Source organism: Agrobacterium genomosp. 2 str. CFBP 5494, from assembly GCF_900013495.1.
GTDB lineage: Bacteria > Pseudomonadota > Alphaproteobacteria > Rhizobiales > Rhizobiaceae > Agrobacterium > Agrobacterium pusense.
Map to the genome: position 1 here is coordinate 383,757 of NZ_LT009720.1, position 14,326 is coordinate 398,082.

The 14,326-nt window shown below is 56.7% G+C and carries 13 protein-coding genes and 1 pseudogene; 6 read left to right on the plus strand and 8 right to left on the minus strand.

The window, feature by feature from the left end; genetic code table 11:
- Positions 1–20: 20 nt before the first annotated feature.
- Together AGR2A_RS26410 and AGR2A_RS26415 are read right to left on the minus strand one after the other, a co-directional pair.
- Positions 21–1,343, minus strand: a complete 1,323-nt coding sequence (locus tag AGR2A_RS26410; protein ID WP_072495367.1) for a type II toxin-antitoxin system HipA family toxin — start codon at positions 1,341–1,343, stop codon at positions 21–23.
- A complete protein-coding gene (locus tag AGR2A_RS26415) occupies positions 1,333–1,617 on the minus strand; it encodes a helix-turn-helix transcriptional regulator (protein ID WP_072495286.1) in 285 nt (94 codons plus the stop codon). The genes AGR2A_RS26410 and AGR2A_RS26415 overlap by 11 nt, the downstream gene beginning before the upstream one ends.
- 404 nt (positions 1,618–2,021) lie before the next feature.
- Between AGR2A_RS26415 and istA the strand changes: the two genes are divergently transcribed.
- A complete protein-coding gene (istA, locus tag AGR2A_RS26420; protein WP_035226019.1) occupies positions 2,022–3,518 on the plus strand; it encodes an IS21 family transposase in 1,497 nt (498 codons plus the stop codon).
- Positions 3,515–4,273 carry an IS21-like element helper ATPase IstB gene (gene istB, locus AGR2A_RS26425; RefSeq protein ID WP_035226016.1) on the plus strand — a complete coding sequence of 253 codons (759 nt, stop codon included), beginning with the start codon at positions 3,515–3,517 and terminating at the stop codon, positions 4,271–4,273. The genes istA and istB overlap by 4 nt, the downstream gene beginning before the upstream one ends.
- On the opposite strand, the gene AGR2A_RS26430 is transcribed toward istB, so the two are convergent.
- The 5 genes from AGR2A_RS26430 to AGR2A_RS26450 form a co-directional block, all read right to left on the minus strand.
- Complete coding sequence (locus AGR2A_RS26430) at positions 4,206–5,036, minus strand: winged helix-turn-helix transcriptional regulator (RefSeq protein WP_286079599.1); 831 nt, start codon at positions 5,034–5,036, stop codon at positions 4,206–4,208. The two genes, istB and AGR2A_RS26430, sit on opposite strands and share 68 nt — an antisense overlap.
- A 45-nt stretch (positions 5,037–5,081) precedes the next feature.
- On the minus strand, positions 5,082–5,861 hold the full coding sequence (locus AGR2A_RS26435; RefSeq protein WP_072495280.1) for an SDR family oxidoreductase: 780 nt from the start codon (positions 5,859–5,861) through the stop codon (positions 5,082–5,084).
- Positions 5,858–7,573: an acetolactate synthase catalytic subunit gene (locus AGR2A_RS26440; RefSeq protein WP_072495279.1), complete on the minus strand. Its 1,716-nt coding sequence runs from the start codon at positions 7,571–7,573 to the stop codon at positions 5,858–5,860. Before AGR2A_RS26440 ends, AGR2A_RS26435 begins: the two co-directional genes overlap by 4 nt.
- Complete coding sequence (locus tag AGR2A_RS26445) at positions 7,573–8,907, minus strand: aspartate aminotransferase family protein (RefSeq protein ID WP_072495278.1); 1,335 nt, start codon at positions 8,905–8,907, stop codon at positions 7,573–7,575. Before AGR2A_RS26445 ends, AGR2A_RS26440 begins: the two co-directional genes overlap by 1 nt.
- A 112-nt stretch (positions 8,908–9,019) precedes the next feature.
- Positions 9,020–9,709, minus strand: coding sequence for a GntR family transcriptional regulator (locus AGR2A_RS26450; RefSeq protein ID WP_080823563.1), 690 nt, complete (start codon positions 9,707–9,709; stop codon positions 9,020–9,022).
- A 203-nt stretch (positions 9,710–9,912) separates the two neighbouring features.
- On the opposite strand from AGR2A_RS26450, the gene AGR2A_RS26455 reads away from it, so the two are divergent.
- Genes AGR2A_RS26455 through AGR2A_RS26470 form a run of 4 tightly spaced genes read left to right on the plus strand, consistent with a single transcriptional unit; the run spans position 9,913 to position 13,881 of the window.
- Positions 9,913–11,025: an ABC transporter ATP-binding protein gene (locus AGR2A_RS26455; protein ID WP_072495276.1), complete on the plus strand. Its 1,113-nt coding sequence runs from the start codon at positions 9,913–9,915 to the stop codon at positions 11,023–11,025.
- Entirely contained in the window at positions 11,022–11,924 is a 903-nt protein-coding gene (locus AGR2A_RS26460) for an ABC transporter permease (RefSeq protein WP_072495275.1), read from the plus strand. The genes AGR2A_RS26455 and AGR2A_RS26460 overlap by 4 nt, the downstream gene beginning before the upstream one ends.
- Positions 11,914–12,771 carry an ABC transporter permease gene (locus tag AGR2A_RS26465; protein ID WP_072495274.1) on the plus strand — a complete coding sequence of 286 codons (858 nt, stop codon included), beginning with the start codon at positions 11,914–11,916 and terminating at the stop codon, positions 12,769–12,771. Before AGR2A_RS26460 ends, AGR2A_RS26465 begins: the two co-directional genes overlap by 11 nt.
- A gap of 27 nt (positions 12,772–12,798) precedes the next feature.
- Positions 12,799–13,881, plus strand: coding sequence for an ABC transporter substrate-binding protein (locus tag AGR2A_RS26470; RefSeq protein ID WP_080823564.1), 1,083 nt, complete (start codon positions 12,799–12,801; stop codon positions 13,879–13,881).
- A 308-nt stretch (positions 13,882–14,189) separates the two neighbouring features.
- On the opposite strand, the pseudogene AGR2A_RS29365 reads toward AGR2A_RS26470, so the two are convergent.
- Positions 14,190–14,326: pseudogene (locus tag AGR2A_RS29365) on the minus strand (IclR family transcriptional regulator); the annotation flags it as partial.

Consider the following 14,326-nt stretch of genomic DNA (forward strand, 5'->3'; position numbering starts at 1 on the left):
CTGCCTGGGCGCTGTCATGTTTATGCACCTCCGCCGACTATTAGGGTGGCCTGTGCGGCGCGAAATGTATCCTCCATTGGCTTGTGATTACCGAGGCCTTCGAGGGCGTAGCCATTGAGAAACTGACGTCCAGCAAACAGATTGCGGTCGACGGGGGGCAGTCCGGCATCCTCGCAAACCTCTTGCCAATGTTCGGCGATGGTCGTGATCTGGTGTTCGATCAGAGCGGCGGCTTCGGCCTCTTTCAGGTGATAGTCGGGCGCGGCAGCGAGCAAGGTGGCGAGCGTGCTGGCGCGGTCCTCGCCTTTGATGAGCATGGCCTGCGTGGCTTCACTACCGGTGCGGCCCTGCGGGCAGATGTCATAGGCCGGCGTGAGTGTCAGCATCCTGCCGTCCCAGAAGGCGGCGTGGTTGCGAGCATGGTCGTCGGTATTGCCGCACAGCACGTTGAAGCAAATCCGCCCGTAGAGCTCCTTGAGCGTGCCCTTGGGGTCAGTAAAGCGGTGGCGGACGAGTTCGGCGAGGTCTTCGTATGAGGCATAGCGGGCCATCATTTCATCAAGACCCAGCATAGTCAGGGCCGAGACCATGGCGTGCCTCGTCCAGCCATCTGTTGTGTGCGTACGATCGAAGCGCTCAATAAGCAGCACGTCCTTATTGGCGGCGCGGGTGATTGACACGGACGCGGCGTTGAGACCGCAGGCCGCTGCAAGCTTCATCGCGATAAATTCAGCCTTCACGACGCTGTAGGTGTCAGAGGTTGCGGAGAATTTGGCGATATATTTTTTTGCGCCGTTATCAATTAGTGCCTTGGGGCGTGCGCCGCCAATTGACGTGCCGTGATTGAGGGCCTGGTCGAGTGCCGGGGTCAGGGAGACGCCTTTTTCGATGAGGGCGACCGCTTCCATGAGCTCGTCTAGCGAGGCTTGTGCGGCAAGGCGCGGGGTATACTCTGTGGCCGATGCCTGAAAATCGAGGGCGCCAATCCGGTCGGAGCCTGATTGGAGCAAGAAGGTCAGCTCGCTGATCTCGGGCACGCCGGCAGCATCAGGTTTCTTACCCGTCAGCCTGTTGATGATAACACGGCGCCCCCAGGCATCCGGCGAGCCGTCGCGAATGCAACTGGCCACGGTCAGGCCGTTGATGGGCGCGATGACTCCTTCCCGCAGGGGGAGTTCAGGCTCGTAGATGGGAATGGCGCTCTTACGGCGGCGGTAGCTGGCACCGTAGGTATAGAGCAGGTGGTCACCGTCCTGGTCGAGGCGACCGGCTACCACCGGTTCTGTTGCCCCTGGCAGCCACATCCATACGAAGGCTTCAGTAGGGGCTGCCTTAGAAGTCATCATCTACCTTCTTCACGGTGTGGCGGACACTTTTGGGAAGCAGGGTCAGTTTTTCGTCGAGGCGGACATTGTGCATCTGGAGATTGCGCTCGTCGTAGTCGAACAGGCGCACTCCGACAATGGAAGCGACCTCGAAGACGATGCCGATCTCAGGGCCCGGCGCGCCTTTTTCGATGCTGGATAGGGTGGTACGGCTGATGCCAGCGCGGTCCGCCAGTTCCTGCGCGGTCAAGCCGCGCTCGGCGCGGCCGACGCGGATCAGTTTACCGAGCATGGCGAGTGCCAGATGCGTGACTCTGGAGTAGCTTCTTTGACGGGGCACGTGTTACCTGAAGGTTCATCAGAGTGGACGGATGATGCGCTTATGACCATAATTATGCGCATTTAGCCTTGAAATTGGTGAATAGTCAAGTTTCGTTCATTTGATTGGCCATAAGGGTCGTTCGCGATCATAATTTTATACAAATTTTGCTTGAGACGACCGTGAGGCGGTCACCCGTCGGCCCTTAGCTTTTAAGGGCGACGGACGGCTCCACAAGCAGAATGTTAGCTGTCCTGAGAGCGGCGGTGGAAAAGTCGGCCACGGTAGCGGCGGAATAGTCCGTCCGCGGGCGGAGTAAAATCCGGCCACCTATTTCCTTTCTGCAATGATCGCAGGAGGGACAGGGGATCTACACCGTGGAACTTTATTTGAGGGTTCGCCTGGCTGTTTCCGAAGGGATGACGCAGCGTCAGGCAGCAAAGCATTTCAACGTATCGCGCGACAGCGTGGCCAAGATGCTGTCGTATTCGACACCGCCCGGCTATCAGCGACGTTCGCCGATCCGGCGTCCGAAGCTGGATGCATTCGTTTCGACGATCGAGCAGTGGCTGGAAGCTGACATGGTGATGCCGCGCAAGCAGCGGCATACTGCCAAACGGGTGTTCGACCGGCTTCGTGACGAGTGCGGCTTCACCGGCGGCTACACGATCATCAAGGATTATATGCGCGAGCGGGATCAACGCCGCCAGGAGGTGTTTGTGCCGCTGTCGCATCCACCGGGCCATGCGCAGGCCGATTTCGGCGAGGCGACGGTGGTGATCGGCGGCGTCGAGCAGAAAGCTCGCTTCTTTGTGCTGGATCTTCCTCATAGCGACGGATGTTATGTGCGTGCCTATCCGGCGGCAGTGGCCGAAGCCTGGGTGGATGGTCATGTCCACGCCTTTGCGTTCTTCGGGGCCGTGCCGCAGTCGATCGTCTATGACAACGACCGTTGCCTTGTCGCAAAGATCCTGCCCGACGGCACACGCAAGCGGGCAGCGCTGTTCAGCGGCTTCCTGTCCCACTACCTGATCCGGGATCGCTATGGGCGGCCGGGAAAGGGCAACGACAAGGGGAATGTCGAGGGTCTTGTCGGATATGCCCGACGCAACTTCATGGTGCCGATCCCGCGGTTTGCGACATGGGATGCGTTCAATGCTTTTCTGGAAGAGCAGTGCCGCAAACGCCAGCGCGACAAGCTGCGGGGCGAGAGCGAGACGATTGGCGAACGGCTGCAGCGCGATCTTGCGGCCATGCGTCCCTTGCCGGCGTCGCCGTTTGATGCCTGCGACCAGGCCAGCGCTGTTGTGACAGCCCAGTCGCTGGTGCGCTACAAGACGAACGACTATTCCGTACCGGTCGCCTACGGCCATCAGGACGTCTGGGTCCGGGGCTATGTCGATCAGGTGGTGATCGGCTGCCGCGGCGAGATCATCGCGCGTCATCCGCGATGCTGGGAACGGGAAGACGTCGTCTTCGATCCCGTCCATTACCTGCCGCTGATCGAGCGGAAGATCAATTCTCTGGATCAGGCGGCTCCATTGCAGGGCTGGGATCTGCCAGACGAGTTCGCGACGCTGCGCCGGCTGATGGAAGGCCGCATGGCCAAACATGGGCGGCGAGAATACGTGCAGGTTCTGCGCCTGCTGGAAAGCTTCGACCTTGCCGATCTACATGCAGCGGTGAAGCAGGCGATACAGCTCGGCGCGATCGGCTTCGATGCGGTCAAGCATCTGATCCTGTGCCGGGTCGAGCGCCGGCCGCCGCGGTTGGATCTGGCGATCTATCCCTACCTGCCGACGGCGACTGTCGAGAAGACGTCAGCAAAGGCGTATATGCGCCTCCTGTCATCTGATGCGGGAGAAGCGGCATGAGCAGCGACGCGCCAGAGATCCTGCTTGGCCACTATCTCAAAACCCTCAAGCTGCCGACCTTCCAGCGCGAGCACCAGAAGCTGGCCCGGCTATGCGCCACCGAAGGCGTCGATCATGTCGGCTACCTGTTCCGGCTTGCTGAACGGGAGATGATCGAGCGGGACCGCCGCAAGGTCGAACGTCGGATCAAGGCGGCCAAGTTCCCGGTCGTCAAAAGCCTCGACAGCTTCGACTTCACAGCCATCCCCAAGCTGAACAAGATGCAGGTGCTAGAGCTTTCCCGTTGCGAATGGATCGAGCGCCGCGAGAACGTCATTGCGCTGGGCCCGAGCGGCACGGGAAAGACGCATGTCGCACTCGGTCTCGGCCTGGCCGCCTGCCAGAAGGGCCTGTCCGTCGGCTTCACCACGGCGGCGGCCCTGGTCAGCGAGATGATGGAGGCGCGTGACGAGCGGCGTCTGCTCCGGTTCCAGAAGCAGATGGCCGCCTACAAGCTGCTGATCATCGATGAGCTGGGATTTGTGCCACTATCAAAGACCGGGGCGGAATTGCTGTTCGAGCTGATCTCGCAACGCTACGAGCGTGGTGCCACCCTGATCACCAGCAATCTGCCTTTCGACGAATGGACGGAAACACTGGGGTCCGAACGTCTCACCGGCGCACTGCTCGATCGCATCACCCACCACGTCAACATCCTCGAGATGAACGGCGAAAGCTATCGTCTCGCTCAAAGTCGCGCCCGAAAGGCCTGCTAAAACTCCCCTCAAAAAATCGCCGCGCCGGCCTAAGACCCCCGCTCGGGCTACGCCCTCCCGGCCGTCTCAGGCCGGCGCCATAGTGGCCGACTTTTGCTCCGCCCCATGGCCGGTTTTTACTCCGCCGTTGACAGATGACGTCGCGACCGTGTCGGTTCAAAGACCGTCTTATTTTGCCGATGTGGATGTCCACCGTACGCGGTTCGACATCGGCGTCTTCGGGCCAGCAATTCCGGATGAGGTCGTTACGGCTAACGACCCTGTCTTTGTTTCTTGCAAGATACAACAGTATTCTGAAATGCAACGGCGAAAGACTAATAGGCGTACCACCGCGCCACACCCGGACGGATGCAACATTGATTTCCACGTCATCAAGAAAAACGCTGGGATCGGTTGGTGCGGTTGTGTTCCGCAGCAAGCCATACTTGAGAAAGTCAAGCAGGTTGCCCGGGTCAAATGGGCGCCTCACCACATAGTCAAATATGGACAATTGGACGCCATCCATCATTCTACAGTCGAGCGGGAAGCCGACAAGTCGAATATCTGGCTGCTGTTTCTTTACAAGAATCGCTGCGCGGAGCAGATCGTCCATTGCAAGGCAGATCAGTACTGTGCGGCGTTGTGGCTGCGTCTTGCTATCGTCCGGTAAAAACATGTCGAGGTTCGGCAGCAGGCCGACGTCGTGACCGGCCTGCTCGAGCATGTAACGCAAAATAAGGTAGAGCTCCGGGTCAGTCGTATGGATGATGATCGAGTGACGCAAGAGCATCTCCCTTCGCTTCGTTTTCTGCGTCCGACAATTTGCGGCTCAAGCCGGCGTATACTCGCCGCCGTTGATGTCTATGATCGCTCCATTGATGAAGCCGGCTTCATCGGAGACTAAAAATCCGACCAGTCGTGCCACCTCTTCGGCCTCTCCTAGTCGCCCGCTTGGTATTCGTTTTGCTGCGTCGAGATTGACTGGCGTCTCCGCGGTTCCCGCCATTGGCGTCAAGATGCGACCTGGAGCGGCGACATTCACTGTAATCCCATCGGCTGAGAATTCGCTGACGAGCGCACGGGCCAAGCCAGCTAGCCCAGCTTTTGATGCTGCATATGCCGCACCGGCGATCATGGGCCGTGTTCGCCCTGCAAGCGAGCCGATCAGGACAATCCGACCAAATCGTTGATTGACCATACCTGGTAACGCCGCCTGGCAGCAGATCATGGCGCCGGTCAAATTCACGGCCAGCACATCATTCCACTCGCAAAGGTCAACAGAGGTAAATCGCTTGGCCACACCGTCCGCTGATTTCGGCGAAATACCCGCGCAATAAACCATCAGCGCAATGGAGGACCACAAGGTTTCGACATCGTGAAAGAAATCGGCAACCTCGCCTGGATTTCTGACGTCGCAACAACCGACCAATAGCTGGTTAGATGCTATCTCAGCCTCGAAGAAAGAGCGCGCGGACTTCGCCGCGCTTTCCGTCTGCCCAAAAACCGCGACCTTGTGGCCAGTATCAAGTAAATGTCGTGCAATCGCCAGTCCGATACCAGACGTGCCACCGGCGACCACTGCTACTCGGCTTTGGCGATCTATCTTCATGCCGCACTATCCATCTGAGCAAAGAGAGACAGTGCAGGGTGAGCCCCAGGATCGGTCATAACCTCGATGAGCAACGGCAACTTTCTTTTCTTCACCTTTTGCATAAGGGTTTTGAGGTCTTGCGGTTGCGTGACCCGAACGGCCTCGCATCCGCACGCTTGTGCAATCTTGACGTGATCGACCTCTGCAAAATGGCAGGCGGTTGTGTATTTTCCGAATTTTACAGTTTCGGCATCACGCTGGAAGCCAAGAATGCCGTTGTTCAGCACGATGATCGTAATCGGAATTTGCATGCGGACCAGCGTTTCAAGCTCGGCCCAACTGTGTGCAAATCCCCCATCGCCCACCAGTGCTACAACATCGCTCTGAGGTGCTGCGACCTTGGCGCCGATTGCAAGGGGAACTCCCCACCCAAGTCCCGCCAGACCCCGGGGGGTGAGCACGCGCGTCGATTCGGAAGAAATTCTGAGTTGGCCGAGGACCCACATCGATGAATAACTAGCATCCGCCACCACCGTAGTGTTTTGATCGATTACCCCTTGAAGCTCGGCCATAACACGTTCGGGACGAAGAGGTGAGGCCTCAGAGCTGTAATACACTCTGCGATCGTCATTGAATTTCCGCCAGCTTTCCCGAAGACGGTCGCAGACAGCCTCTCGGGAAACGGTTCTGAGGTGCAAGTCACAAAGCCTGATCCTTTCACGTAGCCCGACCAAGGTCTCCCGTGCATCGCCAACAAGACGAATTGCCTCAAAATTCCGCCCGACCTCCTGTGGATCGGTATCTATATGAATAATCTGGGCATCAGGAGCGTACTGCCGCCAGTTGTCTGTACCATTCTGGTTCGTCCTCGTGCCAATCAAGACGACAAGGTCCGCATCGCGAACGATCTCGACAGTGTGTTTGCCCAGTGACTTCGGGCCGACAAGAGATGCCAGCACGCCTCCTGAGAGAGGGTGCCACTCATCAACCGAGCCCTTACCCATATTCGTTGTGAAGACGGGTATCGAGCACTCGTCCTGTAGCAGTTGCAACTGCTGGGCCGCCCCGGAGGCGTGGATGCCGCCACCTGCTATCACAACAGGTGCGCGGGCGTTCGCTATCGCTTTCGCGGCGATATCAAGATATTTGTCGGCGGGACGTGATCTGTCGAGCGGCCAATGGCCGAGATTATTCGTTCTTCTCCTTGCCGGCGCAGTAGATACGGATCGCAGAAGATCCGCAGGTAGAAGCAGGGCTGCGGGACCTGCTCGGCCAGACGAGGCAGCGGTGAACGCGGCATCGATGTAATCATCTACCCGCTCTGCCACGGAAACACGACGAACCCATTTGGTGCATGACTGAAACAGGCTGATGTGATCGAGGTCCTGAAACGCGTTTCGATCAGTCTGATCACGCTCCACATCCTGAACAAGTGCAACGACCGGGACGCTCGCCTTCAATGCTTCAGCCAGGGGAGCAACCAGCAGCGCCGCTGCTGGCCCGTTCTGGGCTGCCACGACGCCGACTTTGCCAGAACGCCTGGCGTAGCCATCGGCCATGGCACCTCCCATGTTTTCCTGGCGATAGGCAATCTGCGTTATACCGATCTTTTCGGCTGCCAGAATGACCGCCGACGGAAGGCTTTGTCCAAAGATCACCTCCACATCATGGCGCCTCAGCGCGTGCGCGATACGCTCAGCGACGGTTATTTCATGAACTGCAGTATCCATTATGCGGCCTCCCAGGCATGTCGATCAAGATTTACGAGGAAATCGTCAAAGACGGAAATAATGTCACCCATGTCACTGTCCGCCATGGGCGTTGATAGCGACGCAGCGGCGCCGTAGGGCATCAAAATCCCATTGTTTGCAAAGTGCCTGCGCAGCAGTTTCAGGACGGTCTCTTCCGAAGCTGTCGGAATGCTGTCCTGGTAAGAAACCGGCGCCACCTTCTTGGCGTGTATTCGAAAGAGCGAAGCCGCTCCCGTTACGCTCAGATTTGCGCCGTGACGTTCGATACGTGATCTCAAACCGTCTCGAACCAGGTTACCCATGTGTTCGAGACGTTGGAAAGCATCCTCCGTCAAGGCTTCCATCGCGAGACGGCCAGCGACCATCGACACGGGATTTGCAGAAAAGGTTCCCCCCTGCGTTACTGGTGCCTTACTTCCCTGCTTGCCAAAGGCCGACATGATCTCCCGACGTCCACCGACAGCCCCTACCGGAAAGCCACCGCCGATGATCTTCCCCATTGTGACGAGGTCAGGCTCCAGACCGTAGCGCGCTGAAGCTCCAGCGAAGCCCTGGCGGAGGTTCAGTACTTCATCCGCGATAATGACGATCTCATGTTGCCTCGCCACCTTGTTGATTGTTGCGATAAACTCCTGTGTCGGCTCTATGAGACCCGCCCGGCTGGGCATCGGATCGATAAGAATTGCCGCGAGGCGCCCGGCATTCATCGTGATCTGTTGCTCCACTTGCGTGGGGCAGTTAAATTGGAGGAGCACGACGTCATCTAGTACGCTTGCGGGCATGCCTCGGTAGGCGGCGCAGGGCGTGTTCGATGATGCGTGCTGCCCCGCCTCCGCCCAGTCATATGCGCCGTGGTACGCACCTTCCACCCGTGCGATTGCGACACGGCCGGTCGTTGCTCTAGCGGCCTTGATGGCAAACATCACGGCTTCAGTTCCACTCGCGACGAAGCGGACCTGCTCAACAGCCGGAATCCTGCCTATTAGCAATTCGGCAAGATCAATCTCATGGTTCATCGGGTTAGCAAAGCAACTGCCTGCCCTTAGTAGCCCGGAAATCGCCTCAGTTATGGGTGGATAGGCATGGCCGTGGATCAGGGTTGTGAAATTGTTGTTCAGATCCAGCATACGGTGCCCGTCGACGTCGGTCACAAACGCGCCTTCCCCATAGGCAACAAAGACCGGATGGGGATCCAACTCGATAGTCGCGCGTGTGACGCCGCCTGGAAAAACGGAGGAGGCGCGTTCAAAGAACGCGAGGGACGTTTGCCGCCCAGTTGGACCTGTCGGCGGGGTATTCGACGATAACAGCATTGAATCATAAAATCCTTGTCCTGGAGGAAGACTGGCACTACGCCGGTCACTTGCAATTTTGTTGCAACAAAAATCCCATGAGTCAATATGTGACGTCAATTTAAAGTTCAGTTTATAATTGGTCCGTTATTGCTGCGGCGTTGCGCAGTTTGCGGTAGCCCTCCCTGATGTCGTTCTCTATCGCCGCCCGCACGCCGGCGGGATCTTTGTCAATGAGAGCCTCAATCGCGACCATGTGATTGTGGACGCCTTGGCGATTTTGCGCGTACTCGGGATAGAGGTTGAGAAGCGTGGGACCAATTCGCGCCCAAAGGGTTTCAATCATGCTGAGCAGGCCGGTCATGCCGCATAGATTATAAATGGCAAAGTGGAATTCCTTGTTGTGCCAAAGAGCATCGTGATACCTGCCTTCTTCTAGGCTAGTGTTTATAATTCCTTGAATATCCACAAGTTTTTTAATTGACGCCTCGTCAGGATTCCTAGCTCCGTATTCCGCTGCGGTTCCTTCTAAGGCGATCCTCGTGACTGTGATATCTCGCAGTTCCGCCCTTGTAAGTGTCGGAACAACGAGCGTCTTTGGACCGGAAAAAACAAGTACCGATTCCGTCGTCAGGCGGTTCAATGCGTCGCGTGCAGGCGTCGTGCTTACGTCGAGTTCGCCGGCTATTCCCCGGACAGTAAACTTGTGCCCCGGGGGGTAGCTTCCACGGATCATTCTCTCCCGTAGCACGTCATAGACCATGCTTCCCATCCGTTGGCCTTGAGCGCCGGTATCACTCTCATCCCGTAAAATGTCGATCATTTTCCCCTCTTGTTCCGTTGACTCATCGCATTTTTGATGTCACAAAAATCCAATGCAAAGTTTTTGCGAACAATATGTGACAACATAAGCGCTATTAGCATCTAATCTGTTACGCGTCGCTGGCTTGGCAAGATAATCTTGAAAGCTGCTCCGAGCACCCGTTTTCACGGTCGTCGCAGCATTAAAAAAAGGAGGGGTAGGTATTGATAGGTGAAACTTTAAAACTTGACGGGCTTGCGAAGAGCTATGGTGACGTCAATGCAGTCGTTGGTGTCGACGTCTGCGTGCAGCCAGGCGAGTTCGTGTCAGTGCTGGGCCCTTCCGGGTCAGGCAAGACCAGCGTCCTGACGATGATTGCCGGTTTCGAGCGTCCCACGGCAGGCAGAATCGTGATCGGCGACAATGACGTGACCGACCTCGCTCCCAATAAGCGAAATATCGGGATGGTCTTTCAGAAATATGCGCTTTTCCCTCATCTCACCATCCGTCAGAATATCGCTTTCCCACTAAAGCTCAGATCGCGCTGGCGCTCGGCATGGAAGCAGCGGGCCGACGACATGCTTGACCTCGTTCACCTGGGCGGGCTTGCTGATAGATTTCCTTCTGAACTGTCGGGTGGGCAGCAGCAGCGTGTGGCGGTCGCGCGAGCGCTTGCGTTTGAACCACCCGTTATGCTGATGGACGAGCCCCTCGGCGCGCTTGACAAGAAGTTGCGCGAAGCCATGCAGTTCGAAATCAAGCGCATCCAGAGACAGGTGGGAGCCACTGTCCTTTATGTGACGCATGATCAGGAAGAAGCGCTGACGATGTCCGATCGCGTTGCGATAATGCAGGGCGGAAATATCGTCCAGATAGGAGCTCCCTCCAGTCTTTACCACGCGCCCGCCACCCGTTTTGTTGCTGATTTTGTCGGAAAAATGAGCTTCGTCGACGGAGAGGTTGTTTCTTTTGAAGACAACGGGATGCTCGTCCGATTAGCCGCCGACGTCATTGTCCGGACCGCTTCTGTCGATGCAGAACGGGGGGCACTCCGGCTTGGTGACGAGGTAATTCTCGCGATGCGTCCCGAGAGGATCGCCTTGAAAAAACGAGGTCCTCAAGGCCTCGGCGCAATTCCAGCTCAGATCGAGAGTCTGGCATTCGTTGGATCATTCCATGCGTTCATCGTCCGCCTGGACCTACCTGGATCACCGCTGGTGGAGGTTCAGGTCGTGACCGGAAGTGGGGTAGATTTCCGCGCCGGTGATTTGGTCGATCTCGTACCCGACCCGCATGCTGTCAGCTTCTTTTCAAAAGGGGAGGGGTCTGTGGCATGAGCGCTTCTTCACCCGCTTCCAGAACACTCGCCAATCTGCAAAGTCTGATGTTTGCTTCGCCCTCTGCAAAAACATATTCCCATGCAGGTGCTTTGCTTTTGCTTCTGCCATCCGCACTCATGCTTTTGACGGGTTTCGTTTATCCTCTGGCGAGGCTCGTCGCGCTCAGCTTGCCCGACATGAGCCTCGAGCTTTACATTCGCATCTTTCGAGAACCGCTTTATCTAAACGTCCTGTTCTCCACGACGGTCGTAGCACTGGCGGTCATGTGCTGCTGCCTGCTCCTTGGATTTCCTGTAGCTTACGCGATGGTCCGGCTCAAACGACCTTGGGCCCTCATATTGACGGGATGCGTGCTCATCCCGCTCTGGACATCGGTTCTGGTCCGATCATATGCCTGGATTGTGCTGCTTCAAAGAACCGGCATCGTCAACCAGGCACTTCTGTCGAGCAAGCTCATCAACGAGCCCCTGCGCATGATCTACACACAGGGTGCGGTCATCGTCGCAATGACCCATGTCCTTCTTCCCTTCATGATCATGCCTATCTTTGCGTCACTGCGGGCTATCCCTCCGGAGTATGTTCAGGCGGCAATGAATCTTGGATCAACTCGATTCCACGCCTTTCGCGCAATCATCGTTCCTCTGAGCCTTCCTGGGATATTTGCGGGCAGCGTAATCAGTTTCGTTCTTGCGCTCGGCTTCTATGTCACCCCGGCGTTGGTGGGGGGAGCAGGATCGCTCATGATGGCAACGCTCATCGGTCAACAAACGACTGTCCTGCTCGATTGGCCTTTTGCAGCTGCGCTCTCAACCTCTCTGTTAGTCGTCACGCTTGCCGTCGTAATCATATTTCGAAGAACACTTTCGCTAAACAAGGGGCTGAACAGTGGCATCTGATAGTTCAACATTTCCGGCGCGGCTTTCTTTGGCGCGGCCAATGCGCAATCCCGTCGGACGATATCGCAATATTCTCCGCATATTTACCGCAGGTCTGTTTGTCTTCCTGATAACGGTATTCTTGGTCCTCCCGACATTTCTTGTCATCCCCATGAGCCTGAATGACGGCAGCTATCTCGCGTTTCCACCGCAAGGTCTCACTTTAAAATGGTACAGGGCGTATTTCTCGGATCCGGATTGGATGGCGGCGACATTGTTCAGCCTGAAGGTGGCATTCGCGACAGCTATCGTGGCAACAACCATAGGGACGACAGCAGCGCTTGCACTCGCTAAGAGCAGATTGCCACTTAAGGGGCTTCTGCAAAGCCTGGCGCTTGGGCCTATGATCGTCCCGCATGTGGTTCTGGGTGTGTCGTTTTACCTCGTGTTTTCACCTTGGAGAATAACTGGGACGTTTGCAGGCTTTGTTCTTGCCCACACAGTCTTGGCCGTTCCCTATGTCATGATCGTGGTGGGTGCCGCAGTGCAGAAGTTTGACCCTTCCCTTGAACTCGCGGCCCTTAACTGCGGCGCAAATAGAATTCAGAGCTTTTTTCTCGTAATGCTGCCCAATATAGGACCGAGCGTCGCCTCGGCGTCGGTCTTTGCATTTCTCGCGTCGTTCGATGACGCGACAGTCTCGTTCTTTATTTCTGACATCGGCGGGAAGTCGATTGGACGCAAGATGTTCGAAGATATCGATTTTAACCTCACACCGGTGATCGCCGCCGCGTCAACGGTGCTCGTCGCGATTTCGCTCGCGCTCATGACGGCGGCGCAACTTTTGACTAGTCGAAACAGACACTAATTTCATGTCAACTGAGGAGGATTTGAAATGATCAGATCGGATCAGACGCCGAAGGCTTGCCTGAAGTCCGCATTTTACATGTTCGCTACCTTCGCTCTCATGTTCGCTCTTGGGTTTCAAGAGGCGAATGCCGAGCAACGTGTGGTCATTGCTACTACGGGAGGTACCTATGAGAAGGCCCTGCGTGATGCGTGGTTCGAACCCTTTACGGAATTGACAGGCATAAAGGTCATCACTGTTTCTGGAACGGATGCGGAGAAGCGGGCAAAGGTCGCGGCTATGGTTCAAACAGGTAACGTCACCTGGGACCTCTATCTGGATGGTGAAATCCAAGCTGGCTCCGACGCACACTTCGCCGTAACGGAAGATCTGTCTAAGTTTTGTAAACAGTTCATCGACAGCGCGGACCTCCGCGCTGATTCGTGCACGCGCGGCGGGGCGAAATTGCAGTCAACCTCTACGTTGCTGGCTTACAAATTGAATGAGAACGGAAGCAACCCTCAAACCTGGGCTGACATGTGGGATTTGGGGAGGTTCCCCGGTGCAAGAAGTTTTCCTAGCTTTGACGATCCGTGGAGAGTCCTGGCCGCAGCATTGTTGGCGGACGGAGTCCCGAGGGACAAGCTTTTCCCACTTGATGTCGATCGAGCATTTCGCAAGCTCGACCAAATCCGGGACAGTGTTCAGGTCTGGTGGAGGACCGGTGATCAAAGCGTTCAGGCGTTTCGCAATGACGAATATCGCGTTGGGCAGATCTGGTTGACGCGAGCGAAGGCCTTGAAGGCAGAGGGTTACAAGATTGGCTGGAGTTATGATGGCGCATTTCTCGTGGGCGATCGCATAGCGCTCGTGCGTGGCGCGCCAAATCGGCAGAATGCGCTGAAGCTCATTGAGTTCTGGCTGAGGAATCCCGAGGTGCAAGCCAAAGCCTGCGAAACGCTCTCATGCACTCCTCCAAGTCAGAAAGCGATCTCGCAAATGTCACCGGAGGCTCGCGCCAGCCTTCCATCTGCATCAGATGTCGAAAACCGGATCATCGTCCCTGATGCGCAATGGATCAACGCGAACATGCGTATGTTGGTGCAGCGCTGGAACTCCTGGATACGCTGAATAACCCAGGGCGCCAAGGCAACTTGGCGCGCGCGTGGTTTCGCCTGGCACCGAGAGCCATAAGCTGTGATGACAACCGATTGCTCGGCTTCGTCCCAATCAGGAATAAGGCAGCGCGGTGGATCGTGCATCTGCGGACCGAGGTTTTTTCCCTTGGTGCTCAATACATCGATGATGTCTTTTATGTTCTCGACCCGAACTGCGCTCGGCGCAGCCGTACTCGGGACAGGAGCTAGCTGGGGCATCGACACACTAGCGCCTACAGCAAGATGCGCCTGTCGCATTGGCTGTAGCGCTACAGTTTGCGGCTAGGCTTTGTGCAATCGGTACCCAAGCTTTTCAGAAAGCGCCTCAGCGGTTGTGCGAAGCTCCTCACCAAGGTACGCGATTTTTTGGTCGCTGGCTTCGCTGCGGATCAGACTGATTGCAATGCCGGCAGATGCAG

What these genes read in the sequence shown, in the direction of transcription:
- AGR2A_RS26415 (WP_072495286.1), bottom strand. Translation starts at nt 1,617, where the DNA reads ATGCTCGGTAAACTGATCCGCGTCGGCCGCGCCGAGCGCGGCTTGACC.
- AGR2A_RS26450 (WP_080823563.1), bottom strand. Translation starts at nt 9,709, where the DNA reads ATGATCGACATTTTACGGGATGAGAGTGATACCGGCGCTCAAGGCCAA.
- AGR2A_RS26470 (WP_080823564.1), top strand. Translation starts at nt 12,799, where the DNA reads ATGATCAGATCGGATCAGACGCCGAAGGCTTGCCTGAAGTCCGCATTT.
- AGR2A_RS26435 (WP_072495280.1), bottom strand. Translation starts at nt 5,861, where the DNA reads ATGAAGATAGATCGCCAAAGCCGAGTAGCAGTGGTCGCCGGTGGCACG.
- AGR2A_RS26410 (WP_072495367.1), bottom strand. Translation starts at nt 1,343, where the DNA reads ATGACTTCTAAGGCAGCCCCTACTGAAGCCTTCGTATGGATGTGGCTG.
- istB (WP_035226016.1), top strand. Translation starts at nt 3,515, where the DNA reads ATGAGCAGCGACGCGCCAGAGATCCTGCTTGGCCACTATCTCAAAACC.
- AGR2A_RS26440 (WP_072495279.1), bottom strand. Translation starts at nt 7,573, where the DNA reads ATGGATACTGCAGTTCATGAAATAACCGTCGCTGAGCGTATCGCGCAC.
- AGR2A_RS26445 (WP_072495278.1), bottom strand. Translation starts at nt 8,907, where the DNA reads ATGCTGTTATCGTCGAATACCCCGCCGACAGGTCCAACTGGGCGGCAA.
- AGR2A_RS26460 (WP_072495275.1), top strand. Translation starts at nt 11,022, where the DNA reads ATGAGCGCTTCTTCACCCGCTTCCAGAACACTCGCCAATCTGCAAAGT.